The 24,468-nt window shown below is 31.7% G+C and carries 21 protein-coding genes and 1 pseudogene; 6 read left to right on the top strand and 16 right to left on the bottom strand.

Features of this window, described 5'->3' with window-relative positions:
- Window positions 1–110: 110 nt before the first annotated feature.
- The 3 genes and pseudogenes from G9F70_RS09495 to G9F70_RS09485 all read left to right on the top strand — a co-directional run bounded on the left by G9F70_RS09495 (window position 111) and on the right by G9F70_RS09485 (window position 2,517).
- Window positions 111–509, top strand: coding sequence for a GtrA family protein (locus G9F70_RS09495; RefSeq protein ID WP_202882633.1), 399 nt, complete (start codon window positions 111–113; stop codon window positions 507–509).
- Between the two features lie 86 nt (window positions 510–595).
- Window positions 596–1,966, top strand: a pseudogene (locus G9F70_RS09490) (glycosyltransferase family 39 protein); the annotation flags it as partial.
- Window positions 1,967–2,193: 227 nt separating this feature from the next.
- A complete protein-coding gene (locus G9F70_RS09485) occupies window positions 2,194–2,517 on the top strand; it encodes a FlxA-like family protein (RefSeq protein WP_164945685.1) in 324 nt (107 codons plus the stop codon).
- Between the two features lie 63 nt (window positions 2,518–2,580).
- Here the strand turns inward: G9F70_RS09485 and G9F70_RS09480 are convergent, their stop codons facing one another.
- The 3 genes from G9F70_RS09480 to G9F70_RS09470 all read right to left on the bottom strand — a co-directional run bounded on the left by G9F70_RS09480 (window position 2,581) and on the right by G9F70_RS09470 (window position 5,297).
- Window positions 2,581–3,036 carry a DUF441 domain-containing protein gene (locus G9F70_RS09480; RefSeq protein WP_164945686.1) on the bottom strand — a complete coding sequence of 152 codons (456 nt, stop codon included), beginning with the start codon at window positions 3,034–3,036 and terminating at the stop codon, window positions 2,581–2,583.
- 108 nt (window positions 3,037–3,144) lie between these two features.
- Complete coding sequence (locus G9F70_RS09475) at window positions 3,145–4,908, bottom strand: M56 family metallopeptidase (protein ID WP_164945687.1); 1,764 nt, start codon at window positions 4,906–4,908, stop codon at window positions 3,145–3,147.
- A 5-nt stretch (window positions 4,909–4,913) separates the two neighbouring features.
- Window positions 4,914–5,297, bottom strand: a complete 384-nt coding sequence (locus G9F70_RS09470) for a BlaI/MecI/CopY family transcriptional regulator (RefSeq protein WP_164945732.1) — start codon at window positions 5,295–5,297, stop codon at window positions 4,914–4,916.
- A gap of 240 nt (window positions 5,298–5,537) precedes the next feature.
- On the opposite strand from G9F70_RS09470, the gene G9F70_RS09465 reads away from it, so the two are divergent.
- Window positions 5,538–5,909: a GntR family transcriptional regulator gene (locus tag G9F70_RS09465; RefSeq protein WP_164945688.1), complete on the top strand. Its 372-nt coding sequence runs from the start codon at window positions 5,538–5,540 to the stop codon at window positions 5,907–5,909.
- A gap of 147 nt (window positions 5,910–6,056) precedes the next feature.
- Here the strand turns inward: G9F70_RS09465 and G9F70_RS09460 are convergent, their stop codons facing one another.
- The 9 genes from G9F70_RS09460 to G9F70_RS09420 form a co-directional block, all read right to left on the bottom strand.
- Window positions 6,057–7,049 carry a D-2-hydroxyacid dehydrogenase gene (locus G9F70_RS09460; protein ID WP_164945689.1) on the bottom strand — a complete coding sequence of 331 codons (993 nt, stop codon included), beginning with the start codon at window positions 7,047–7,049 and terminating at the stop codon, window positions 6,057–6,059.
- A 91-nt stretch (window positions 7,050–7,140) separates the two neighbouring features.
- Window positions 7,141–8,301, bottom strand: a complete 1,161-nt coding sequence (locus tag G9F70_RS09455; RefSeq protein WP_164945690.1) for a hypothetical protein — start codon at window positions 8,299–8,301, stop codon at window positions 7,141–7,143.
- A gap of 54 nt (window positions 8,302–8,355) precedes the next feature.
- Entirely contained in the window at window positions 8,356–9,387 is a 1,032-nt protein-coding gene (locus tag G9F70_RS09450; protein WP_164945691.1) for an electron transfer flavoprotein subunit alpha/FixB family protein, read from the bottom strand.
- Window positions 9,388–9,463: 76 nt separating this feature from the next.
- Window positions 9,464–10,249, bottom strand: coding sequence for an electron transfer flavoprotein subunit beta (gene etfB / locus G9F70_RS09445; protein WP_164945692.1), 786 nt, complete (start codon window positions 10,247–10,249; stop codon window positions 9,464–9,466).
- Between the two features lie 38 nt (window positions 10,250–10,287).
- Window positions 10,288–11,421 (bottom strand): putative isocaproyl-CoA dehydrogenase AcdB, encoded by a 1,134-nt coding sequence (gene acdB, locus G9F70_RS09440; RefSeq protein ID WP_164945693.1) that lies wholly within the window; start codon window positions 11,419–11,421, stop codon window positions 10,288–10,290.
- Between the two features lie 58 nt (window positions 11,422–11,479).
- Complete coding sequence (locus tag G9F70_RS09435) at window positions 11,480–12,610, bottom strand: 2-hydroxyacyl-CoA dehydratase subunit D (protein ID WP_164945694.1); 1,131 nt, start codon at window positions 12,608–12,610, stop codon at window positions 11,480–11,482.
- Entirely contained in the window at window positions 12,610–13,830 is a 1,221-nt protein-coding gene (locus G9F70_RS09430; protein ID WP_164945695.1) for a 2-hydroxyacyl-CoA dehydratase subunit D, read from the bottom strand. The genes G9F70_RS09435 and G9F70_RS09430 overlap by 1 nt, the downstream gene beginning before the upstream one ends.
- 23 nt (window positions 13,831–13,853) lie before the next feature.
- Window positions 13,854–14,660 (bottom strand): acyl-CoA dehydratase activase, encoded by an 807-nt coding sequence (locus tag G9F70_RS09425; protein WP_164945696.1) that lies wholly within the window; start codon window positions 14,658–14,660, stop codon window positions 13,854–13,856.
- 99 nt (window positions 14,661–14,759) lie between these two features.
- Window positions 14,760–15,971 (bottom strand): CaiB/BaiF CoA transferase family protein, encoded by a 1,212-nt coding sequence (locus G9F70_RS09420; protein ID WP_164945697.1) that lies wholly within the window; start codon window positions 15,969–15,971, stop codon window positions 14,760–14,762.
- A 326-nt stretch (window positions 15,972–16,297) separates the two neighbouring features.
- On the opposite strand from G9F70_RS09420, the gene G9F70_RS09415 reads away from it, so the two are divergent.
- Both G9F70_RS09415 and G9F70_RS09410 read left to right on the top strand, forming a co-directional pair.
- The gene (locus G9F70_RS09415) at window positions 16,298–17,938 is read left to right on the top strand and encodes a sigma-54 interaction domain-containing protein (protein WP_164945698.1); all 1,641 of its coding nucleotides are present in this window, start codon (window positions 16,298–16,300) and stop codon (window positions 17,936–17,938) included.
- Window positions 17,939–18,387: 449 nt separating this feature from the next.
- Window positions 18,388–19,950, top strand: coding sequence for a M4 family metallopeptidase (locus tag G9F70_RS09410; protein WP_164945699.1), 1,563 nt, complete (start codon window positions 18,388–18,390; stop codon window positions 19,948–19,950).
- A gap of 86 nt (window positions 19,951–20,036) precedes the next feature.
- On the opposite strand, the gene G9F70_RS09405 is transcribed toward G9F70_RS09410, so the two are convergent.
- From G9F70_RS09405 to G9F70_RS09390, 4 genes are all read right to left on the bottom strand, one after another.
- Window positions 20,037–20,177 carry a hypothetical protein gene (locus G9F70_RS09405; protein WP_164945700.1) on the bottom strand — a complete coding sequence of 47 codons (141 nt, stop codon included), beginning with the start codon at window positions 20,175–20,177 and terminating at the stop codon, window positions 20,037–20,039.
- Window positions 20,178–20,270: 93 nt separating this feature from the next.
- Window positions 20,271–21,563 carry a helix-turn-helix transcriptional regulator gene (locus G9F70_RS09400; RefSeq protein ID WP_164945701.1) on the bottom strand — a complete coding sequence of 431 codons (1,293 nt, stop codon included), beginning with the start codon at window positions 21,561–21,563 and terminating at the stop codon, window positions 20,271–20,273.
- Window positions 21,564–21,786: 223 nt separating this feature from the next.
- Window positions 21,787–23,076 carry a homoserine dehydrogenase gene (locus G9F70_RS09395; protein ID WP_164945702.1) on the bottom strand — a complete coding sequence of 430 codons (1,290 nt, stop codon included), beginning with the start codon at window positions 23,074–23,076 and terminating at the stop codon, window positions 21,787–21,789.
- Window positions 23,077–23,126: 50 nt separating this feature from the next.
- Complete coding sequence (locus G9F70_RS09390) at window positions 23,127–24,440, bottom strand: aspartate kinase (protein WP_263484285.1); 1,314 nt, start codon at window positions 24,438–24,440, stop codon at window positions 23,127–23,129.
- Between the last annotated feature and the right edge of the window lie 28 nt (window positions 24,441–24,468).

Raw genomic sequence — 24,468 nt, 5'->3', positions numbered from 1 at the left:
TGATGTTTATAATCTAATCTATACAGATAAAAGTAATATATCTGTTAATAAATAAGATAATATATTTTAGAAAAATGGGGTGGAAAAATATTAAGACATTAGATAACATTATGAACTATATCTTATATGGAAAGCTTAAGCATTTAACTCGATTTTCCCTAGTAGGGGTAGCAAATACCCTAATAGATTTTTTAATCTTCACATTGTTTAATGGATTTATTGGACTAAATTACATTGCAAGTCAAATACTTGGATATAGTTTTGGAGTTGTTAACAGTTTTGTACTTAATAAAAAATGGACTTTTTCTAAGAGTAATTCTAATAAAAAAACAGGTAATGAACTTTTTCAATTTATTGTAGTAAACTTATTCTCACTTCTAATAACTCTTATAACAATGAATTTTTTAGTAAAGAGCTTAGATATTAATGTATACGTAGCTAAAATAATTATCACCTTTATAGCTCAAATAACAAATTTTCTTTGTTATAAATTGTGGGTATTTAATTAAGTAATCAGTAGCGACATAAATTCAAAATAATTATGGCAATGGCGGTTATTATGCTCATTACTCATTATAAAAAGGAGCAAATTAAAATGAAAAAATTAAAACTTTCAAAAGAAAAGCTATTATTATCTTTAATATTATTATTGTCAGGAATCTTGAATTTTACTAATTTAAGCATTGATAAGCCACCTCTAGGTCTTTGGCTTCAAGCAATCTCTGCTAAAATCTTTGGATTTAGTGGCTGGAGTATTCTTCTTCCCCAGGCTCTTGCAGGAGTAATCTCCGTTGCAATTATATACATTATCGTTAAAAGATCCTTTGGAACTGCAGCTGCTCTTCTTTCAGCATTATTTCTTGCAGTAACCCCGGTTTTTGTTGCTGTAAGTAGAAATAACACTTGCGATAACTTACTTGTTTTAACGCTACTACTGGCATGTTGGGCTATTTCTATAGCAGCTGAGAAAGGTAACATTAAATATCTCTTGATGTGTTTAACTATTGTAGGTATTGGTTTTAATATAAAGATGCTTCAAGCTTATATGGTAATTCCAGCTATATATATAACTTATCTTCTCTCTAATGCAGTTTCACTTAAAAAGAGAATAATTCATCTTATGGCAGGAACCATGATTCTGCTGGTTGTTTCATTCTGATGGGCTATAGTAGTAGATTTAATACCTGCTGCAAACAGGCCTTATGTGGGAAGTAGTACAACTTATAACTCAGAACTTGAACTGATATTTGGACATAATGGCCTGGAAAGGCTTGGAATCGGAAGCAGTAGTACTGGTGGCGGTGGCATGGGTGGTGCTAAAAATCAAGGCGGAACCACTGACGCAATGCCTGGTGGAACTCCCCCTACTGGAAATGATGGCTCAAGCGCTAACTCAGAACGTCCTACTAGAAATGATGGCAACTTTGAAAAAGGAATGCAAGGAGGTACGCCGCCTACAGAAGATGGCCAAAGAAGAAATGCTAATGGTGGCGGTGGTGGTAGCATGGGTGGAGGTGAAAAGTCTAGTATTACAAGATTATTTTCAAGTAATAGTATGTCAGATCAGATAATTTGGTTATTCCCACTTGCAGTATTCGGATTTATAGCAGCTGCATTAAAGGAAAAACCTAAGTCTGCTTTTAATAACAGAAAAAAATCAGCTTTAATTTTATGGTCAATGTGGTTAATACCTGAATTTATATATTTCAGCTTTACCACAGGTTTATTTCACCCTTATTATTTAACTATGCTTGCTCCACCAATCGCAGCCCTGGCTAGAATTGGAATTGTGTCTATGTGGGAACTTCATAAAGAGGATGGATTAAAATCTTGGATTTTACCAATAGCACTTGTTGTAGATGGATTGCTTCAGTTACTGATCCTATCTTATTATTACAAAACCTCAAGTATCCCTAAATATTTAATGATTGCGATATCCCTTTTATGTTTTGTTTCTTCAATTATATATAGTAGAAAGTACCATAAGTCATAATGATCTTAATAAAAATGAGGTTTTAAAAGGAACTATGTTTTCTAATTAAAAAGCATAGTTCCTTATGCTTCTTAACCCTAAAATTATCACATAAAGTTCACATATTTATTACACATTGATGCCACAATTGATAATTATAATTATAGATAAAGATAAAAAGATTAAAATCAATTATAGATAATTTTAAAGGAGAGGATAGTATGAGTATTTCATCAATGTTCGATTTGGTAACAAATACTAGTAGCGATGTAAGTCAGCTTAAATTACAAGAAATAACTCTCAAATTACAATTGAGCCAAATTAATTCAAGTACAGATGATAAAAAGACAAAACAAGTCAAAATTCAAGTAATAGAGGCTAAAATACAACAAATTCAAGCACAAATTCAGCAACAACAAATAATCAAAACAGTCCCACCATCTAGTGAAAAGGCAGAGCCATCAAAAGATATTGTTGAAAGTTCAAATATAAGTAAAGAAAATTTAAGAAATTTTAATAATAATATAATTAACATATTTGTTTAAGCATGTAAAAGGGTTCTAACATTAGTATGAATAGCAGGACTTCTCCTGCTATCCATAAATCTATTATTTGTGAATCAACTTTGCAAATAAAGCTACCATTCCCGATGTAATAAGTGGCCCTACAGGCACCCCTCCTAAGAACGCTGCAGCTGCAACTGCACCTATTATCATGGCAGGCATAATATCGCTATGTCCCTGAACCGTAAGATAGTTAAGTCCTTGTCCACTCAAATATGTTGTTAAAAATGAGAGGACTAGAGCTGTTATGCCTATCCAGGATGTAAATACGTTTTTTATATTCTCTGCTGTAATTCGTCCGTTTGCAATAGGTATCATTATAGCGGCTATAAGAAATATAAGTCCACCTGTAATTCCGCTTTTTTCTATAAAAGGATATGCATATCTGTCCAAACCTAAGAGTTTCAACATAAGTAAGATACATGTAGCAATCGCAACTGAATTAGCCTTTCCAAATACGGCAGCTGCAAGAATTAGCAATAAAATAATATTAGAACCCAAAACAAATCATCTCCTGCTATATATTAAAATGAAAATATTCACTTAAAATATTCTATTCAAAATATACAATCTTAATTCGATTATATTCAATGAAATAATAGTAAAATTTTATTTAGATAAGCCCTTTTGAATATTCTTTATTGCTGAAACCAGCGCATTTACACAAGTCTCAATATCACTGTCACTAGACCTATTATTTCCAATCTCAATAAGTGCTGCATTACTAGATAAATCTTGATTAAAATAAGATATTCCAAAGTTATATAATAATATTTCTGATTTAACGACCTTTGAATTTTTAATATTTTCTAATGACCTGTCAACAAACTTTTTATTCGATTCATAATGTGGGCTGCTTTTAGCAAGTACAAATAGTATTTTTCTCGTATCAGAGTTGGTGCTTTCTGTTATATCCCGATGTATGTCTAATAAAATAGTATTTGAATATTCTTTTACATTTTTTATTATTAAATCACGTGTAGTTTTAAATGATTCCTTATATTCTATAGGAGCATTACACTTGATGAAACTACTTTTTAGCCCTTCTTTAAGGAATTTATCATTGATTAATGCACCTACATCAGTTACTTTTATTCCAGAGGGATAATCCTCATCAGGATGACTATTATAAATTACTATATTTGATGAAAATGCTACTATAGGATTTGTGCTATCACTTGGTGATTTTTTTATAGTGGTTGATTTTGCTTCATTTGATATATTGTTAACTACGCTTTTAGACGTTGTCACTGGTGTTTCTACTTTTAATGTTGTAGCACTGGCGATGTTTTTATCTGAGTTTAAGTTTGAAGTGTTTAGTGCAATCCCGAGTCCTCCTATAATAATCGCAACTACAGTTCCGAGTAGTATACCTTTAATGTTTATCTTTTTATACTTTGAAATCATAATAACCCTCCTTTTTATTTCCGAACTATTCATAACCATCGAAGTAGTTCCCATAAGTCTATTGCCGCTACCTCCCAGTTCCAATACTCTTATTATTGCATTTCCATATTGCAGGTTTTCCCCTTCATCTAACTGTGAAATCACTTGACTATCGCAGGAAAATTCACAGTCTTGTCTCATTTTATAAAAGCTATAGAGCAAGATTGGATTAAACCAATAAATCACCGACAATAAAGTTATAACCCAATTTATAAATATATCCTTGCTTTTCAAATGGGTTAATTCGTGCATTATAATATACTTAAATTCTTCATCACAAATATTGGCTGCTACCCTCATTGGAATTAATATCTTTGGTTTAATTAACCCACATAGCGAAGGACTACTTATTTTATGTGAATATGATAACTCTACATCAGTTCTTATATTCATAGCTTTCCTGCATTTATATAGAATTTCTTTATGCGTGCTGTCTATATTTTTTATAGATTTTCCAACAATTTCTCTAAGTTTTTTATGTCCTTCAACTAATATACCTATTAATAATGCAATCCCAAAAATCCATATAGAACAGAACACTTTTTCAATATTAATTTTATTTTTTAAAGGTGTATTCATAACTTTACTAAATACACTTTTATTTGAAGAATCAAATGATTTTTTTAATATTGAACCTCCTAAGTCTATATTTTCAAGTTGTATAGAAGAATTTATTTGTGATTTTTCTTTGTTCTCACTTGTAATTGCCTGCTTATGAAAGTTTTCATATAGGTTAACAATATTAAAAGTTGTTTGTGGACCAAAAGGAATTGTTAATTTTATGATCAATATCAACCATATATAATAGTTAAATGTAGAATTTAATTTATTTCTAAATATACCTTTAACAATTAATATCATTAGTACAATTATGCTACCTATCAAAGATGAAAGTACAATCACCTCAAAAATATTTAATAAATCCATACGCATCAACCTTTCGTTTTAATTGATTGGCTTAGTATGTTTTTCAGCTCCTCTATATCCGTTTCAGATATTTCTTTTGACTCTGCAAAGGTTAAGAGCATTGATTTAATAGAGCCATTGAATACCCTATCAATAAAAGACTTACTTTCTGATTTTATACATTCATCTTCTGATACCAAAGCAAAATATAAATACTCATAGCCTAATTTATTAAATCCAATTGCATTTTTATTTAATAATCTGTTTATTAGACTTTTAACTGTAGCTGGTTTCCACTGTGCTTTATCCTTTAGCTGCTGAATAATATTAATTGATGTAATTTCTGAATGATTCCATATTATTTTCATAACCTCCCATTCAGAATTTGATATTTTGGGAATTTCATACATCATTTCTCGCCTCCATTTCGATTACAATTGTAATTTCTAAATTTAGTTTACAACTGTAATTAGGAATAGTCAACATAAATTTGTAATATTTATACAATATTTTTTTATAAAAATTGTAATATTTCACAAATGTTACTTGACAATGTAAATGTAGTGTACTATATTTATAAGTACACTATATGAGGTAATACACATAGTGCACTCAAGCTAATAAAATATTATTTAAAAGAAGGTGAACCCTTGATAAATGTCGACAGCAGAAGCAGCAAACCTATTTATGAACAGATTATTGAGAAAATAAAGGAAAATATAATAAAAGGAATATTGAAACCTGGAGATAAACTGCCTTCTGTACGAGAACTTGCCTCAATTATAGCTATTAACCCTAATACTATAAGCAAAGCATATAATGAGCTAGAGCGAATGAAGGCAGTTGAAGTTATACGAGGAAAAGGAACCTTTGTAGTGGAAAATTTTGAACCTGTAATGGATGAAGAAAAAATGAAAGAAATTAAAGACCATATGAAGAAAATAATTATAGAAGCACATTATATAGGAGTTGATAAAGATAAGCTAATTGATATACTAAGTGAAATTTATAGCGAGTTTTAAGCTATTGAAAATTTATAAGAAAACCTATAATGATTTTTCCGAGGAAAGATTTGACGAACTTAAGAACAATAAAGGTACTATTCATTTGAATAGCACCTTTATTCTAGTAAATATTAATAATCTAAAGCCTAATCAAATTTGTTATAGTTAGTTTACAATATAATTACTAGTACCATTTTTAAGAATATCGTAAGCTCCATCTAATCCGCCTTCAACTAAGTTTTTAACTGCTGTTTCAGTATAAAATGCTATGTGTGGTGTTAATAATACATCATCACGGTGAGTAAGTTCTTTTAGCATCTCATCCTCAACTTCCTTACCTGAAAAATCTTTTGTAAAATAATTAAATTCATTTTCATAGGTATCTAAAGCTGCAGCCGCAATTTTGCCACTGTTTAAAGCATCTATTAACGCTTTTGTATCAACAATTGTCCCTCTAGCTGTATTAACGAAAAACACACCATCTTTCATCTTATCAAAAATTTCTTTGTTGAATAAATGGAAATTATCATTTGTAGCTGGTATATGTAATGAAATTAAATCTGCTTGTGCAATAGCCTCTTCAAGAGTATCTACATATTCAATACACTCTTTAGCTTCTTCACAAGGGTATAAATCGTATCCTATAACTTTTGCACCAAACCCCTTGAAAATTTGAGCTGTTATACGTCCAATTTTGCCCGTTCCAATAATTGCAACAGTCATGGATCTTATCTCTTTAGATATAATTTCTTTTCTCCAACGATAATCTTGTTCTTTCATGGCTACTTTAATATGATTCACATGGCGAACAATATTAAGTGCAGCAGTTATAGCATATTCAGCAATTGCATTAGGTGAATATACAGGCACGTTTGTAATAAATAATCCATGTTTTGTTGCCTCCACCATATCGAACATATCAACTCCAGCTGTTCGTGATGCAATTTGTTTTATTCCTTCATCTTTTAATCCTTTGTAAATTCCATCTTCCATCTTCTTTGTTTGACAAAGACATACTCCATCAAATCCTTTTACTAAATGAATATTTTTTAATGATAAAGGTTCTGAAATATTTTGAACTTCCACTTCACGTTTTTTGCCCCAAGTGCTAGCAGCACTGGCTTCATCTTCTCTTGCACTAAACATAATTAATTTCATTTTAATTTTCCTCCTTTTATATTAAAAATAAACACACAGATATCATAGGAGATGATTATATCTGATTTTATGTTAACTTCTAATTCATCTATTATAATGCAATATCTTTATCTTTATTCACTGGTTTCCATCCTATAATACCTTTTATAAGCAGTGGTAATATAATAACAAATATTGAAATATATCCTATTGTTCCATACCCTTTTGCGATAAGTGGTATAAGTCCGAACTGAGCTACACACCATGTAAATACTACATATCCAAGAGAAACTAACGCACTTCTCTTAGTTTCTTTTTCAATTTTTATAGCATCAGTATCATTTCTAGCTAAGAAAGTAACTACTCTACTTGTTATTCCGAATATTAAGTTTACACCGGTAGATATTGATCCTAAAATTACTAATATTGATATCAAAGGGGTCATCCATGAAGATCCCACACCATGCATAACAACAAATAATGCTGGTACTGTCTCTTTTAATATACCGTCCTTATAAAACCCCATTATACCTAATGTGGATATAGCAAGTATGGATGCATTTAATACAAATCCCCATATTGCTGCTTTTTTAGCCTCATTTACATCTTTTAAAGCATTTGAGTGGGCTAAATAAGCCCCAAGAGCAGCAGCCTGAAAACCTGCATACATTAATGTTTTCCATAAAGCTGATCCAAAGGAAGCATCATTAACTATCGCTCCTGACTTTAGACCTGCAATATTCGCGGTGATGTCACCCCATGCTGCAATTACATTAGGTACGTATACAACAAGCATACCAACAATAATAGCAATAGCCATAACCGAAGCCGCATCTCTTACTAGTTTTGCCCCAAATATAGTCAAAAGCAACATTCCTACTGCGATAACAATAGTGTTAATGATATAACTTGTTCCAAATACAGCTGTGATAGTAGCTCCACCAGTTGCAAATGCAATAGCTGTACCAGTTATCAAGAGTAATTGATATATAATTTCAAATATTGGTGACATTACTTTTTCCACAGGTTTATAAAATTCTAATGTCCAGCTTTTATAATCATACTTTTTCTTATCCAATGCAAATTTCCAAGCGTAATAAAAAATAACTGCAAGCAATGCTTGCGAAACTATTGGTAAAAATGCAGCATACCATCCATATGCTACAAAATACTGCACTACTTGTGCTCCTGATGCAAACCCACCCCCAAAATGAGTTGTAAACCATACAAATGCTACTGCAAAATACGCAGGCATCATTTTTTTAGTATTCATAAAATAGCCCCCTACTTTATTTAACTCTCATTCACAATACTTATTACATTTTATTTATGCATTTAACCTTTTTACTAATTCATCAACGTTATCTAATTCCTCAGTAAGCATTGGAACTATATCATATACATCTCCAACAATACCATAGTCAGCTACTCCAAAAATCAGAGCTGATGGATTTTTATTGATAGCAATTACTACATCTGCTTCCTGCATACCAACAAGATGTTGAATAGCACCAGAAATACCACAAGCAATATAAACAGTAGGTTTCACAGTTGTACCGGTTTGACCTACTTGATGAGAATGATCAATCCATCCTGCATCAACAGCTGCACGAGAAGCACCAACTACTCCACCAAATTTATCTGCAAGCTTTTTAAGCATTTCAAAGCCTTTTTCATCCCCAAGACCAAGGCCTCCAGAAACAATGACATTAGCACCTACTAAAGATACCATATCCTTATTAGTTTTTACAGTTTTAATTACCTTTGTTCTTATATCCTTCTCTGACAATTTAAAGTCTAAATTAATAATTTCCCCAACTTTTGATTCATCCTTTAGAGCTTTATCCATAACACCTGGTCTTACAGTAGACATTTGCGGCCTGTTATTTGGGCAAATAATAGTGGCCATAATGTTACCTCCGAAAGCAGGACGAGTCTGCATGATTTTTTTATCCTCTGGGTCAATTTCAAGTTTTGTACAATCTGCTGTTAGACCAGTGTCTAATCTAGATGACATCCTAGGAGCTAAATCTCTACCAATATGGGTTGCTCCAAGTAGCATTATTTCTGGTTTAAATTGATTTACAGCATCGCAAATAACTTTTGTGTAAGCATCTGTTGTATAGTTTTCTAAAAGAGAACTATCTGCTACATATACCTTTTGTGCACCATAAGAAATTAATTCCTTAGCAAGTCCATTTACATCTTTTCCTAGTAACACAGCACATAATTCAACCCCAACTTCATTAGCAAGCTTTTTACCTTCTCCCAAAAGCTCAACTACAACCGGAGAAATTTTACCTTGTCTTTGCTCAGCAAATACCCATATATTTTTATATAAACTTAAATCCATATCCATGTTTACCTCCAACTAATATAATGTATTTTGTTTTTCCATAAATTCAGTATTATGCAATTTATTTATTGCAAATCACTTATATAATGTGTTTTTGTTTTAGGGCCATTACTAATTGTTCAACCTTTTTCTTAGATGTTCCCTCAAGCATTACGCCCTTTCCCTTAGGTTGTGGTGTAAATGATTTAAATACTTTAGTAGGTGAAGCTTTTAATCCTACTTGACTTGAATCAATATCAATATCTTTAAAGCCTAAAACCACAATTTCTTTTTTATATGCATCAAATATTTTGTCTACTGACATATATCTAGGTTCGTTTAACTCCTTAACTGCTGTTAATAATACAGGCATATCTACTTTAATAATCTCATATCCATCTTCTAGTTGCCTTTGTACCTCTAATTCATTACCTTTAATTTCAAGGCTCTGAACATATGTAACTTGTGACATATGCAGTTTTTCAGCAATCTGAGGTCCTACCTGCGCTGTATCTCCATCTATTGCTTGTCTTCCTGCAAAAATTATATCAAATTGTCCTATTTTATTGATACCTGCTACTATTGCATTAGATGTTGACCAGGTGTCAGAACCACCAAATGCTCTATCACTTAAAAGAAACGCATCATCTGCACCCATAGCTAAACATTCTCTTAGCATATAATCTGCTTGAGGTGGTCCCATGGAAACCACAGTTACTGTAACATCTTTATATTTATCCTTTATTTTAAGAGCTTCCTCTAATGCATTAGCATCATCTGGATTTAAAATACTTGGAACACCCTCGCGAATAAGGGTTCCTTTCTCTTTATCAATTTTAACTTCTGTAGTATCTGGTACTTGTTTTACACAAACTAATATTTTCAAAATATATACCTCCAAGTATAAAAATTTTTATCTTATTTCTATCTTAAAACACTGGCTGCGATTACCATTTGCTGTACTTGTGATGTACCTTCATAAATAGATAAAATCCTAGCATCTCTGTACATTCTTTCAATTGGATAATCCTTTATATAACCATATCCACCATGAAGTTGTAGTGCTTTATAAGCAACCTCATTAGCCACCTCTGCTGCATAGTATTTTGCCATAGATCCTTCTTTTTCAATTTTCATATGAGCATCTTTCTTTTCTGCAGTATCATAAACTAATAATCTAGCTGCACATACCTTAGTTTCCATGTCAGCTATGGTAAACTGAGTGTTTTGGAATTTAGACAATGTTTTACCAAATTGAATTCTTTGCTTAGTATATTTTATAGCTTCATCTAAAGCACCTTGAGCAACCCCAAGAGCTTGCGCTGCAACACCGATTCTACCAGCTTCAAGAGTATTCATAGCAATTTTAAATCCCATACCCTCTTTGCCTATTAAATTTTCCTTTGGAACCACAACATTTTGGAAAACTAAATCAGAAGTTTCTGTACCTCTAATACCCATCTTGTCCTCATGAGCACCATGAGAGAATCCTTCCCAACTACTTTCTACTATAAATGCTGAAGTACCACGTACACCTTTAGATTTATCAGTCATAGCAATTACTATGGCAAAATCACAAATAGGAGCATTAGTAATAAAGCACTTTCTACCATTTAAAATATAGTTATCTCCATCTAACACAGCCTCTGCTTGCTGTGCACCTGCATCTGAACCTGCACCTGGTTCAGTTAAAGCAAAGGCGCCAATTTGCTCGCCTAAAGCTAAAGGTTTTAAGTATTTTTCTTTTTGAGCATCTGTACCAAAATTCATAATAGGTAATGCAACAAGAGATGATCCAGCAGTAACAAATGTACCTGTAGAGCAACATTTTCTACTGATTTCTTCCATAACTATTGCATATGAAACATAATCTGCACCAGCTCCACCATATTCTTTTGGAACTATTGTGCTTATAAATTTATACTTTGCCAGTTTATCCATTAATTCTCTTGGCATCACACCAGTCTTATCCATCTCCGCTGGCAGTGTGTCTAATTCTTTTTTTACAAAATCTCTAACTGCCTTTTGTAAAAGTATATGTTCTTTTTTAAATAACATAATAATATCCTCCATTTCAACTTTGATATAGCATTATTTTTATATAATCATGTTCAAATTATAAGCTTAGCATTTCAGCAAAAGTTTGAACACGAGTTCTAGCTTGTTCATTATTTTTCATTTGTTGATCTATCTCAAGATATAAAGTAGGAACTCCTGCTGCTTCCACTTCTTTCTTAATTAGTGGATAATCATATTCCTCAGGATCACAGAATTTCATCATACAGAAAATAACACCATCAATATTTTTTTCTTTTATTTGCTGGGTTATAATAGCTCCACGTTTTTTCTCAGGATCATATGCCAAGGAGCAGCCCTCAAAAATGGACCAAAATCTTGCTAATCTATCTACTGCATCCGCTCCTTTTGGAACGTCAAATCTAAATTGTCTTGTTTCCTGTGCTAAATCATCTGCAGCTACTGCAATATTATTTTCAGCGAGAATGCTCAGTAACTCTTCTGAGTCTGCTAATATACCTGATAATAATACTGTTTTTCCTAACCATTTTTCAGCAGGCATTTTCTCTACTTCTGAAATAATAACTTTCACTAATTTTGTATGCTCCGATTTTTCCATGAAGAAAGCACTCTTAATGACTGTATTTCTAATTATTGGAGTAATAATATTGGGATACTTTGCAGCTACTTCTACAAATTCTCTCATGGTCTTTCTATAGTCGTTATAAATCTCAATACTTTCATTTAATTTTTCTTCTGTAATTATGCAACCACTAATTTCTTCTAATCTTTTTTTGATATTATTGTATTCACTTTTTAAATACACAATGCCAGCTTCAATTTTTCTGTTTTGAGGATGAACAAGTGAAATATATTCAACCTGTGGAACAGCTACCTTCCAATTCTGGCCCATACATATTAACGTGTCACACATACCAGGTATAATAACCGCTGATAAATCATCGTAGACTCCCTTTAATCCATATTCAAGGCAAGACTGCATAATTGAACAAGCAAATGCTGGGAGATATTGTTTACTTAATTCAATGTCTGTAGATCCTCCCCAAATACCCATTGGAAACATTCCAGCAGCATGAATAAGCTCTTCAGGACAGTAAACAGGGAAACATCCAACTACCTTGATACCTTTTTCTCTATATGATTTCACCACTGCTCCTGGATTATTAACAACATCTTTCATCTGAGATAAAATACTTTCAAAGCTACTCATTAGTCATTACCTCCAGTTATTTTTCTTTCTTCCATTACTTCAACTAAACCTTGTATCCTTGTTTCAAATTGAGCCTCTGTAAAATTCCTTGGATCTGCTTGATCTCCATCAAAACCCGCATAAGGTAAACCGGTAGCTTCGTACACCTTCCTTTGCATTTCATATTGCATCAAACTCATCAGTTTACAGCTTCTGTTCATATGGTAGAAAGCACCATCGCAGTCACCTGATTTTAGAGAATCAATTCTGAATTTAGTCATTCTTTCTAAATTTACATTATTAAACATACTACTATAGGCTCTAGCCATACCATCTAGATCGTTAACTTCGTACTCTAAAGCCCAGGCATCAGGGTAAACACTCCCCGTCATATTAACACCATATTTTGATAATGTTTTCATTTTAAACCCAATATATGGCCAGCAAGGTATGCCTTCCATCATGATTCTAAATTTTTCTTCTCCCCTAAACGTTGTTTCCTTATTTTTAATTCGCTCTTCTAATTCTGCAATTAATAGTTCAAAAGCATCAGTTGTTTCCTGTTTACCTCTTGCACAAACAATAACTGCCATATAGTTGAATAAATCAAACCCATTCATAGGGGATGGTTTTGCTGAAGGTAAACTCATTGAATACTTCCAAAGCTTACCGTTTTTAGTAGAAATCTTCATGACCTCTTCAAATTTTTTAGGGTCAAATTTCTTTCCAGAAATTACTTCTAACTGTTTAATAGCTTCATCAAATTGACCTTTTAAATAATCTATTCTTTCCTGACTAACTTCATATTCATTGTTAAATGTAGTGTCAATCAAAATAAGTGGTATATTTAATTCCTTAGAGATATTTTCATACCATTTAACAACTTGATTACAAATGTTGTTACAACATAATAGAAAGTCAGGACGAGGCATATCTAAGCTTTCGCAACCGCCATTTTCAAGAAATCCAAAATTAGTTCTTGCATAAGCACATATGTCATTAGAATATCCTGTGTCCTCTGCAATACCACATAATTTTAAAGATTCTCTTTTTGCAGCTATTCCTGCTGCTTGATTTTCGGGATAGCATACACTAAGCCCAAAACACTCCGCAAGCTCTTGAGGAAATACAGATGTGGACCAACCTACAGGTTCACCCTTTGCTTTAGCCTCAAATGCATTTTCGTACTGCTTTGCTAATAAATTGCTTATTACTTCTTTTGATGATAATTTATCGCTCATTTTTCTCCTCCTCAAACCCTTGATTAGTTTTCAATTTCATCGCTTTCAATTTCATTATTTTTAAGTTCATCGAATGCATACAAAGCTGCCCCTAACGCTCCAGTAAGTTGTGCTAAATCTGGTACAACAATTTCAAGCTCAAGAGCTGCTTCCATAGCTCTAACAACCCCACTATTTCTTGCCACCCCACCTACCATTACCACACTTTCCTGGATACCTACTCTTTTTGCAAGACTAGAAACCCTTTTAGCTACTGAAGCATGAATACCAGCAATAATATCTTCAATCGCTACTTCATTGGATAAATGAGAAATCACCTCTGATTCTGCAAAAACAGTACAGGTACTACTTATAGGAATTTCCTTTGTAGATTTAGAAGACAAATCACCTAAATCTGAAACATTAACTTCAAGTGCTCTTGCCATAACATCTAAAAATCTTCCTGTGCCAGCAGCGCACTTATCGTTCATAACAAAATTAACTAACTTACCACTTTCATTAAGCTTTAATGCTTTTGCATCTTGTCCACCAATGTCTATAATGGTTTTAGCACTAGGAACTAAGAAGTTAACTCCCTTTGTATGACAACTCAGCTCGCTAATTTGCTTATCAGCATCCGAATATTTCATTCTTCCATATCCAGTTACTACTAGTTTTTCAATATCCCCACGTGAAATATCCAGCTTCCCAAATAATTCTTTCAACGCCCTTGCAGGTCCTGTAGTGCCTGTACCTGAAGATATAGTTGCAGTAGCCACGATTTTTACACCATTTTCAATAATTACACCTTTGGTTGCCGTAGAGCCTATGTCGAGTCCCATTGTATACATACTATCCTGTCCTTTCCTATTTAGGCACATTCAAATAAATAGCAAATTTATTTGAATGTCTATTTCTCCTAATATACCTTACTAACAATTCCACTAAACCTATCTAACTAGTTTGCCTGATTTCAAAGTCTGAATTTCTTCCATATTATATCCAATTGAACTTAAGATTTCATCTGTATTTTCTTCAAGTCTTGGAGCAGGAGTCATTTCCCTAATACCCATTTCTCCAAATTTAACAGGTGAATTGACTAAAATACCTTCATTACCTGAATCATAGGTTTTCTTTACTAAATAGTCATTTGCCCAAGCTTGTTCATCTACAGCAATATCAGCGCAAGACTGAACTCTTTCAAAAGGAATATCACATTCTATAAGAACTTTTTCCCACTGCGCAAGAGTTTTTTTAAGCATTGCCTCTGCAACAATAGTAACCATTGACTCAACATTTTCCACCATTCCATTACGGGTATTATATCTATCATCATTCATTAAATCTTCTCTATTAATAGCATTAAAGAATCTTTCAATCCATTGATCATATTGTATTAATGCTAATTGAATCCATTTTTCATCCTTACATTGGTATGAATTACAAACAGGAGAGTTTGGACTAAGTCTAGACATTGGCATTTTATTTCCATATTGATCAGACATAATCATAGATCCTAGTCCATAAATACCCATATGATAAAGACTTACTGTTATCTTTTCTCCTGTGCCTGTTTTAGCTTTTTTCACAAGAGCTGCGCATGCACCTGCTGCAAGAGCAATGCCTACATAGTGATCACCAAAGCCTGCAGCAACATTTGTTGGCGTAGTACCTTTTTCCATAAGTGAAGACATAACACCACCTCTTGCAAAATATGATGTGTAGTCAAATCCAGGTTTATCTTTTAGTGGACCTTCTTCTCCATAGCCTAAAGCTTGGACGAATATTAAACCAGGATATTTTTCTTTAAGTTGTTCATAAGATAATCCAAGTTTTGCAAGAGCTTGCACTCTAACATTTGTGACAAAAACATCTGCCTTTTCAAGCAATTTATGAAATACTTCCATACCCTCTGTAGATTTTACATTAACGCAAATACTTTTTTTATTGAAGTTTTCATTTTCAAACCAAGGATTTTCATCTTCCTGGCAAGGTGATGAGTATACTGAACCAATACCTCTCATGTTTTCTCCAGAAATAGGCTCTACCTTAATAACATCTGCACCCCAATCAGCAAGCATTCTAGCAGCACATGGTGCAGCAATGAAGGTTGCAAATTCAACAACTTTAATTCCTTTTAATAACCATTTGTTATCATCCATTTTAATCATCCTTTCAATATTTTTTTGCATTTAAGTATTATATATGTTTATGCATTATAAACTTTTAGGTGTTGTAAACTTTTACACACTATATACATTAGCAAAAGTTGTGCCAACTATTACTTGTTTAAAAAACTACACTAAGTCTATTTTTTAACAAGCTTTTAAAAGATAATTTATTCAAACATCTTGCAAAATGCAATTATTCATTGCATTTTGCAAGATTTTCTAGCTTTGTTCAGAAATTTATGTTATTATAATGTTATTAAATTAACATTTTTTTATAATTCAAAGGCTTTATTTTATCTTGAAAGGCATGGTGTTATATGAATACTATTTCAGAAGATATGTTAAACAAAATATATAATCCTATAATTGTATGCAATAGTACTGGACAGGTATTATATACTAATAGCATAATGAATAGTTTTTTTGAGTATGCAAAAATCAAAATTCTAAAAAATATACAAGACCTTGATATAGATTTCAATTATGAAGATATTTTAGAAAAGGGAACTAGTCACCGCAGTATTTTAATAAATGGCCTCCTTTGTCCTGTTAGCATACATAGACTAACTGCCCAAAGTAATTCACTTAATATTATCTATATGTTTGATAGTTCTGTTATTAATAATAAAACCGTAGAGAATGTTATAAATGATATTGATGAGGTAATTGTTATTTTCAATGAACTGGGTATAATCGAAAAAATGAATGAACTTTGTGATGTGCTTTTGCCCTTTAATCGCTGCGAAGCGCTTGGTCAAAGCATTTATGAGATATCACAAAGAGGTTTGGTAAAGGACCCTATTATTATCGATATGCTAAAAATTAAAGAGAAAATTTATAGAAATGTTAAATATCCAAGTGGAAAAACCCTTGCCTACACAGCTATACCTTTTTTCCATAATAATGGCGATCTAAAGGGTGGCGTACTTACCGGTCGCGATATTACCCGATTGATAAAATTACAAACAAGCATAAATCTGGATATTAAACAACCTGAAACTATAGAATATATTAGCCAAAGTAAGGTTATTGATAATATCAAAAAGATGGTCATAAGGGCAGCTGCTTATGACTCGTCCATATTTATTACTGGAGAATCTGGTGTTGGTAAAGAAATTATTGCTAGGATGATTTATAACTATAGTTCTAGACGCGAAAAACCTTTTATTACAATAAACTGTGGCGCAATCCCCTCGGAACTTTTAGAATCTGAATTTTTCGGATATGAAGAGGGTACCTTTACTGGTGCTAAAAGAGGTGGTAGAAAAGGTCTTTTAGAAGAAGCCCATGGAGGTACCATTTTCCTTGATGAAATTGGCGAATTGCCATTGCCAATGCAAACAAAAATCCTCAGGGTATTACAGGAAAATGAATTCACAAGAATAGGTGGAACAACACCTATAAGGTTAAATATCAGATATATTAGTGCTACAAATATATCTGATGCGGAACTTCATAACAGTAAAAGATTCAGACAAGATTTATATTATCGCCTTAATGTTATACCAATTAAAATTCCGCCTATCAAAGATAGAAAAGAAGATATTTTTCCTTTAATTAAGTATTTCCTTGATTTTTATAATAAAAAATATAATAGATGTTTAAGATTTTCACCAATAGCAATAAAAATACTTTATAAATATGATTGGCCAGGAAACATAAGAGAACTTAAAAATATGATAGAAAGGTTAATTGTCCTTGCAGCTAATGATGTTATCAGCGAGGATGACCTTAGCATATTCATGAACCTAAGCGAACCTGAAAATCCTTTAAATGAAATGCCTAGTGTTACAATAAATGGTCATAGTAATCTAAACACGGTATATGGTATAGTGGACCAAATAATGATACCAAAAGCCATAGAAAAATATGGCTCCGTCGTAACCGCTTCTAAAGAACTAGGAGTTAATCCTTGCACAATACACCGAAAAATCAAAAGCGGCTGTATAAAATTGTAAAACCATATTAAGAATTACAAGTGTTTATTAATGCAAATTGCTTTATTGAACACTTTCTTTATATTCTAAAGTTACTTTATTGTTAACCCATTAGGTATGGAAATAAAAAAATACCACTAACTATACTATTTGCATTTCATCCTTTAGTAAGATGAGATGTTTTTTATTTTACAAAAAAATAAAGAGACACCTCTTATATATTTTATATAGATTAAAAAAGCTGTTGAATAATCAACAACTTTTTTTTATTTTAAGCTATAAATGTAACTAAATGTCGTATTTTTTTAGTTGCACTTTATGATATTTAATTTGTAATAAAAAAAATGTCGATTATTTAACAGTTTTTTTTATTTGAAACTACTAATGTAACTAGATGTCGAAATATTTTAGTTACATTTTTGCGATATTTGATTTATAATAAAATATAAAAATATAAGGGGGTTTTTACTTTGTTATCAAAAAAATTGGTTTCTTTAGTTATTATTTCATCATTATTATTCTCAGGTTTTGCACTTCCTGTACAAGCTAAAGGGAATGCATCACAGGTCAATCCACCAAGTTTTGAAACTGGAAAATTATCAAAACAATTGTCAAAGGACATGAAAGGTGTACAACAATTCTTCAAAGAAAATAATTATGGAATTGAAGATCCTGTAAATGAATTGAAAGAACTAAAATCAAGTGATGACAACTTGGGGTTTAAACATATCAAAACTCAACAAATGGTAAAAGGCATTCCAATTTATGGTAATGAATATGTCGTTCACTTTAATAAAAATGGTGAAGTATACGCTATAAATGGTAAATATGATGTTAATGCAAAAAATGTTAAAATAAATAAAGCACCTTTTATAGGTCAAAACAAAGCTCTTGAGATTGCAAAAGCACAAGTTAAATTTGACGAACTTGAAACAGCTCCAACCATCAAACTTTTCTATTACAATGTAAATGATGAATATATTCCTGTTTATTTAGTTTCATTAAGTTTCCTATCTCCAACACCAGGATATTGGGACTTCTTTATAAATGCTGAAGATGGAACTATAGTAAAACAAGTCAATAAAATAGAACCTATTGCGGCTACAGGAACAGGCCTCGGTGTACTTGGCGATACCAAAGCATTAAACCTTGACAATGTTACTGTAAGTGGCAAGACTCAATATCAATTAAAAGACACTACCAAAGGTGCTCTTATAACCACTTTTACTGCCTCTAACGGCACTAAAATACCCGGAACTACGATTTTTTCAACTACAAGCACAATTAATGATAAAGCAGCTGTAGATGCACATGCCTATGCAGGCGTTGTATATGATTATTATAAAACTAAATTCAATAGAAATAGTCTTGATGGATTAGGTATGGGTATTAAATCTACAGTTCACTTCTCTAAAGATTATGTAAATGCTTTTTGGAATGGAACTCAAATGGTTTATGGAGATGGAGATGGAGTTGAGGCTATTGCATTATCTGGTGCTTTAGATGTTGTTGGTCATGAAATGACCCATGCCGTAGATGAAAAGGAAGCGCATCTTACTTACGAATTTCAATCTGGAGCATTAAATGAATCTATGTCAGATGCTTTTGGTGCATTCATCGAATATTATGGCCAAGCTAACAAATTTGATTGGCTAATGGGTGAAGATGTTTGGACACCTAACGTAGCTGGCGATGCATTAAGAGACATTTCCAATCCAGCTAAATATGGCGATCCAGATCATATGAGTAAATTTGTAGTTTCTCCTAATACTGAAGAAGGCGATTGGGGTGGAGTTCATACAAATAGTGGAATTCCAAATAAAGCCTGTTACCTTACAGCTTCCAATCCTAATGTAGGTATTAATAAAGCAGAACAAATTTATTACAGGGCTTTAACTAACTACTTAATTTCTACTTCTAACTTCCACGATGCAAGAGTTGCACTTGTTCAATCTGCAACAGATCTTTACGGTGCAAGTGGATCAGAAGTTGCTGCTATAAATGCAGCTTGGAATGCTGTAGGCGTAAATTAAAAAACAAGTAACCCTATATTAATATAGGGTTACTTGTTTTTTTATTAAACATTAAAATTTTAAAATTCTACTTTACATACCTATGTTTATACGTTGTGAACTGATGTAACATTAAATCCTTTAGGACCTGGGTCATCTGTAGTCATAGTTTTTATTATTCCAAATGCCGAGACTGCTGCAACTAAAATAATACAACAAATCATATTTCTTAAAAACTTTTTATTCATACTATTCCCCCCTTTTTAATATAATGTAAACATTACATTTAAGTACATTATAACATAAATTGTAATATGAAACCATATTCCCCGTAAAATCAGTTACATATTTATTAATTTATTCAAAGTTTTTAATCTATTCTTACATTTTTCCATGTCATTATTTTCAATATTTATAAGCGCTAACTTATTTGATATTTTAATATAAATCAATAGTATTGATTGGATATTCTCTCTAGAACTCAATATGTCTAACATTTCTTCGTATAAGTAAATTAACCTCTTATTATCACATAAATCTATATATATTTTTTCAAGCATATTAAAACTCGATATTGTATACTCTAAATCCTTATATGCAACTGACATATGAAATCCTTTTGTTAAAAGATTTGTAGCTTCATTCACTATTTTATTTTTTATAAACACATTAGACTTATCTATTAAAGTACGATGCAAGTTGGATTTATCACTTGCTTCTCTTAGTTCTTGTGATTTATCAAAATAAAGCAATGAATTTTCACAATCATTTACTTCTAAGTATGCTAATGCTAAATTATTATATATATTTCCTAACATTGGATATTTTAATTGATCCTTTTTATTTAATGTCTCTTTATAAATTTGTATAGATTTATTGTACTGATTTTTAGAAAAATAACAGTTTGCTTCCAAAACTCTAGCATCAATTATATCAAAAAAATCTATATCATAATCACATATATCTATGTACTTGTTTATATGCTCAAGCGCATCATCTATTTTATTTAATTTTTTATATACTAGTGCCATATTATATAGCGAATTCCTTTCAACTAGTTTGTAATTTCCTATAACTGATAAATTGTATGCCTTTGTAAAAAAGCTTAAGCTTTCAAAGTACTCCAACATTTGCAGCCTGCATTTCCCTAATTTATTGTAAATAAAAGCTTTCACTTCTATACTATTAATACTATTATAAAAGATTAAAGCATCATAATAATAAGTAAATGCTTCACCACATTTACCATGGCTATATAATATATTTCCTTTCTTTACATACAATGTTGATAAGATATCTAACAAACTATACCGACTGCATATATCAATTAATTTATCAATTTCATCGATTAATAAGATATCATTTATTTTTTCATTGCAATATTCTATAGCTTCCTCCTGTGGACTTTTTAGTAGATACTTTTCATCTATATCTAAATTTGTCCCAATTTCTTTTGATTTTGATTTAAATATTTCTATAAGCAATTCTGCAGTTTTTAAGCTTAGTTTTCTTTTGTTATTTTCAACCATGCTGATAAAGTTTCTAGATACACCTATTGACGTTAATTCTTCCTGTCTTATTCCAAGAATTTTTCTCAAGTTTTTAATTTTTTCACCAATGGTTAGAAATTCCATACTTTCACCTACTTTATATATTAATTTGTCTATTCTTTAATTCTATTTGCGATTGTAAAAATGCTATTCATTCCTTTAACTATCAATATTTAACAAATATTAATTTGATCCTTTTTTAATATAAATAGTATAACATACTAGAGTTATTTGTCAAAAAATTACTTTTGGAAAATTAGCAAACAAAAGTTGGTAATATAGTTACCAACTTTTGTTTTTAATTTCTTTAATTAAATGACTCTATCCTTATTATACTTTCAACTCTGTTTACATTTTCTAGTGATTTTATTTTTTCAAGGGAATTTCTTATATTCTTTTCTGTACTTTTATGAGTAATAAATGCTAGTGGTACATCATCCTCATGCTTTACATCTTGAGTCATGGATATAATACTAACATTGTTTTCACCAAAAACTTTTGCTGTATCTCCTAAAACTCCTGCTCTATCTTTAACATTAAGTCTAATATAGAATTCCGCTTCATTTTCTTCTGGTTTTTTTATTTCTTTAAAATTAGCTTCCTCGCTTACCTCACTTATTTCCGCTGGCTTTACATTGTTTCTTAGTATGGATATTATATCACCTACAACTGCACTTCCAGTTGGCAAATCTCCTGCTCCTTTTCCATATAACATTAGTTCTCCCACTGCATTGCCTTTTATCATAATGGCATTAAAGACATCATTTACATTTGCCATAGGATGATTTGAGGGTATTAGAGTTGGATGTACTCTTAGCTCTAATTTATTATTTTCTTCCTTTGCTATTGCGAGTAATTTTATTGTATAACCAAATTTTTTAGCATATTCTATATCCAGTGAACTAATACTTCTTATTCCTTCTCTATAAATAGCATCATGATTAACTTTAGTTCCAAAGGATAATGATGCCATTATAGCAAGCTTATACACCGCATCATAGCCATCTACATCAGAGGTCGGATCTGCTTCAGCATAACCTTTTTCCTTAGCCTCTTTTAATGCCTCCTCAAAGCCGACTCCATCATTAGTCATTTTACTTAATATATAATTAGTTGTTCCATTTATAATTCCAATTATCTGCTGAATTCTATTGGCTGTAAGACTCTCATTAATTTCCCGTATTATTGGAATTCCACCAGCCACACTTGCTTCATAATAAAATAAAACCTTTTCCTCCTCAGCTATTTTAAATAACTCATCGCTCCAGTTTGCAATAACTAGTTTATTAGCAGTTACAATATGTTTTTTAGCTTTCATAGCACGTATCATATACTGCTTTGCTTCACCGCGTCCTCCAATAAGTTCAACCACAATTTTAATACTTTCATCATTAATAATATCATCAATATTGTCTGTTAATATTTCCTTAGATATAGCAATATCTCTTTTTTTATTTATATCTTTTACTAGTATTTTAGCTACCTCTATTTCGTAATTGGAACGTTTCATTATTTCTTTTTTATTTTCCTTAAGTATTTTCCAAACACCTGTACCAACATTCCCAAAACCTAAAATTGCTATCTTTACCTTTTCCATATCGCTTTCCCCCTCGTAGTCTAAATTTATTACATCAAATGAAGTGATTATTAATTCTCAAAGGCCTTATACACAGCCCTAATTGCATTTTCAAAATCCTCATTTTCTACACCAACAAAAATGCTGAGCTCACTAGATCCTTGATTTATCATTCTAATATTTATATCATTTTTCGATAAGGCACTAAATAATCTAGAAGATATTCCCTTAGTCTTTATCATGCCTTCTCCAACTACTGCTATTAAGGCCATATTAGGATAGGCTATTAATGAATCTGGTTTACATTGATTTTCAATTTCTTCTAATATTATATCCAGCTTATTGTCGAGCTCCGCATCGTCAATTACCAATGAAACTGAATCTATCCCCGATGGCATATGCTCGAAGGCTACATTATTATTTTCAAGAATAGAAAGAATCCTGCGACAATATCCTTTATCCCTGTTCATCAATGTTTTTTCAATTGCCATTACTGTAAAATCTTTTTTTCCTGCTATACCTGTAATATTTCCAACTTTAACCTCTAATTTATCATTCAAAATAAAAGTTCCCTTGTCTAATGGTTTATTAGTATTTCTTATATTTATTGGAATTCCATTATTCTTAACAGGAAAAATTGCCTCTTCATGAAAAACATTTGCACCCATATATGAAAGTTCCCTAAGTTCTTTATATGTTACCTCTTCAATATGTTTGGGGTTACTCACAATATTGGGATCTGCCATTAAAAAACCAGATACATCTGTCCAATTTTCATAAACTAGCGCCCATACACCCTTAGCAATTATTGCTCCTGTAATGTCTGAGCCACCTCTTGAGAAGGTCCTTATTTCACCATCTCTGGAAGCACCATAAAATCCTGGTATTACTGCTTTTTTTACCACTGATAATCGCTTATTTACAGCATCATAGGTTGCTTTCTCGTCCAAACGTCCACTTTTCTTAAAAACAATAATCTCAGCAGCATCAATAAATTCATACCCCAAATATTCAGCGAGTATTAAACCATTAAAATACTCCCCCCTACTTGCTACATACTCTTCTGAAGCTCCATTAATTATTTTTTCCTTAAGTTCTCTTAAATACTTTAAAATATCTATGGAAAGATTTAATTCACTACATAAAATAGTATATCTTCCTTCAATTAATTTAAATAATTCATCAAAGGGTAGTGATTTTTCCACATGTTCATGACATAAATATAAAAGATCTGTGATTTTATAATCACCACTGTTTCGCTTACCCGGAGCTGATGGTACAACGTAGGCCCGCCTATTATCGGACAAAACAATATCTTTTACTTTTTTGAATTGCTCACTATCACATAATGAGCTTCCACCGAATTTTGCAACTATAACTTCCATAATTTATGCCCCTTACTGTTTTATAATT

The sequence above is a fragment of the Clostridium sp. FP1 genome (assembly GCF_011065975.2).
Lineage (GTDB): Bacteria > Bacillota > Clostridia > Clostridiales > Clostridiaceae > Clostridium_AD > Clostridium_AD tagluense.
This window is presented reverse-complemented; position numbering and strand designations above follow the sequence as displayed.

Coding starts and splice junctions, on each gene's coding strand:
- G9F70_RS09435 (WP_164945694.1), bottom strand. CDS start 12,610: ATGAGTAGCTTTGAAAGTATTTTATCTCAGATGAAAGATGTTGTTAAT.
- G9F70_RS09475 (WP_164945687.1), bottom strand. CDS start 4,908: ATGGATTTATTAAATATTTTTGAGGTGATTGTACTTTCATCTTTGATA.
- G9F70_RS09425 (WP_164945696.1), bottom strand. CDS start 14,660: ATGTATACAATGGGACTCGACATAGGCTCTACGGCAACCAAAGGTGTA.
- G9F70_RS09390 (WP_263484285.1), bottom strand. CDS start 24,440: ATGGAAGTTATAGTTGCAAAATTCGGTGGAAGCTCATTATGTGATAGT.
- G9F70_RS09415 (WP_164945698.1), top strand. CDS start 16,298: ATGAATACTATTTCAGAAGATATGTTAAACAAAATATATAATCCTATA.
- G9F70_RS09455 (WP_164945690.1), bottom strand. CDS start 8,301: ATGAATACTAAAAAAATGATGCCTGCGTATTTTGCAGTAGCATTTGTA.
- G9F70_RS09400 (WP_164945701.1), bottom strand. CDS start 21,563: ATGGAATTTCTAACCATTGGTGAAAAAATTAAAAACTTGAGAAAAATT.
- G9F70_RS09420 (WP_164945697.1), bottom strand. CDS start 15,971: ATGGATGATAACAAATGGTTATTAAAAGGAATTAAAGTTGTTGAATTT.
- G9F70_RS09485 (WP_164945685.1), top strand. CDS start 2,194: ATGAGTATTTCATCAATGTTCGATTTGGTAACAAATACTAGTAGCGAT.
- G9F70_RS09495 (WP_202882633.1), top strand. CDS start 111: ATGAACTATATCTTATATGGAAAGCTTAAGCATTTAACTCGATTTTCC.
- G9F70_RS09430 (WP_164945695.1), bottom strand. CDS start 13,830: ATGAGCGATAAATTATCATCAAAAGAAGTAATAAGCAATTTATTAGCA.
- G9F70_RS09405 (WP_164945700.1), bottom strand. CDS start 20,177: ATGAATAAAAAGTTTTTAAGAAATATGATTTGTTGTATTATTTTAGTT.
- G9F70_RS09450 (WP_164945691.1), bottom strand. CDS start 9,387: ATGGATATGGATTTAAGTTTATATAAAAATATATGGGTATTTGCTGAG.
- G9F70_RS09460 (WP_164945689.1), bottom strand. CDS start 7,049: ATGAAATTAATTATGTTTAGTGCAAGAGAAGATGAAGCCAGTGCTGCT.
- acdB (WP_164945693.1), bottom strand. CDS start 11,421: ATGTTATTTAAAAAAGAACATATACTTTTACAAAAGGCAGTTAGAGAT.
- G9F70_RS09470 (WP_164945732.1), bottom strand. CDS start 5,297: ATGTATGAAATTCCCAAAATATCAAATTCTGAATGGGAGGTTATGAAA.
- G9F70_RS09395 (WP_164945702.1), bottom strand. CDS start 23,076: ATGGAAAAGGTAAAGATAGCAATTTTAGGTTTTGGGAATGTTGGTACA.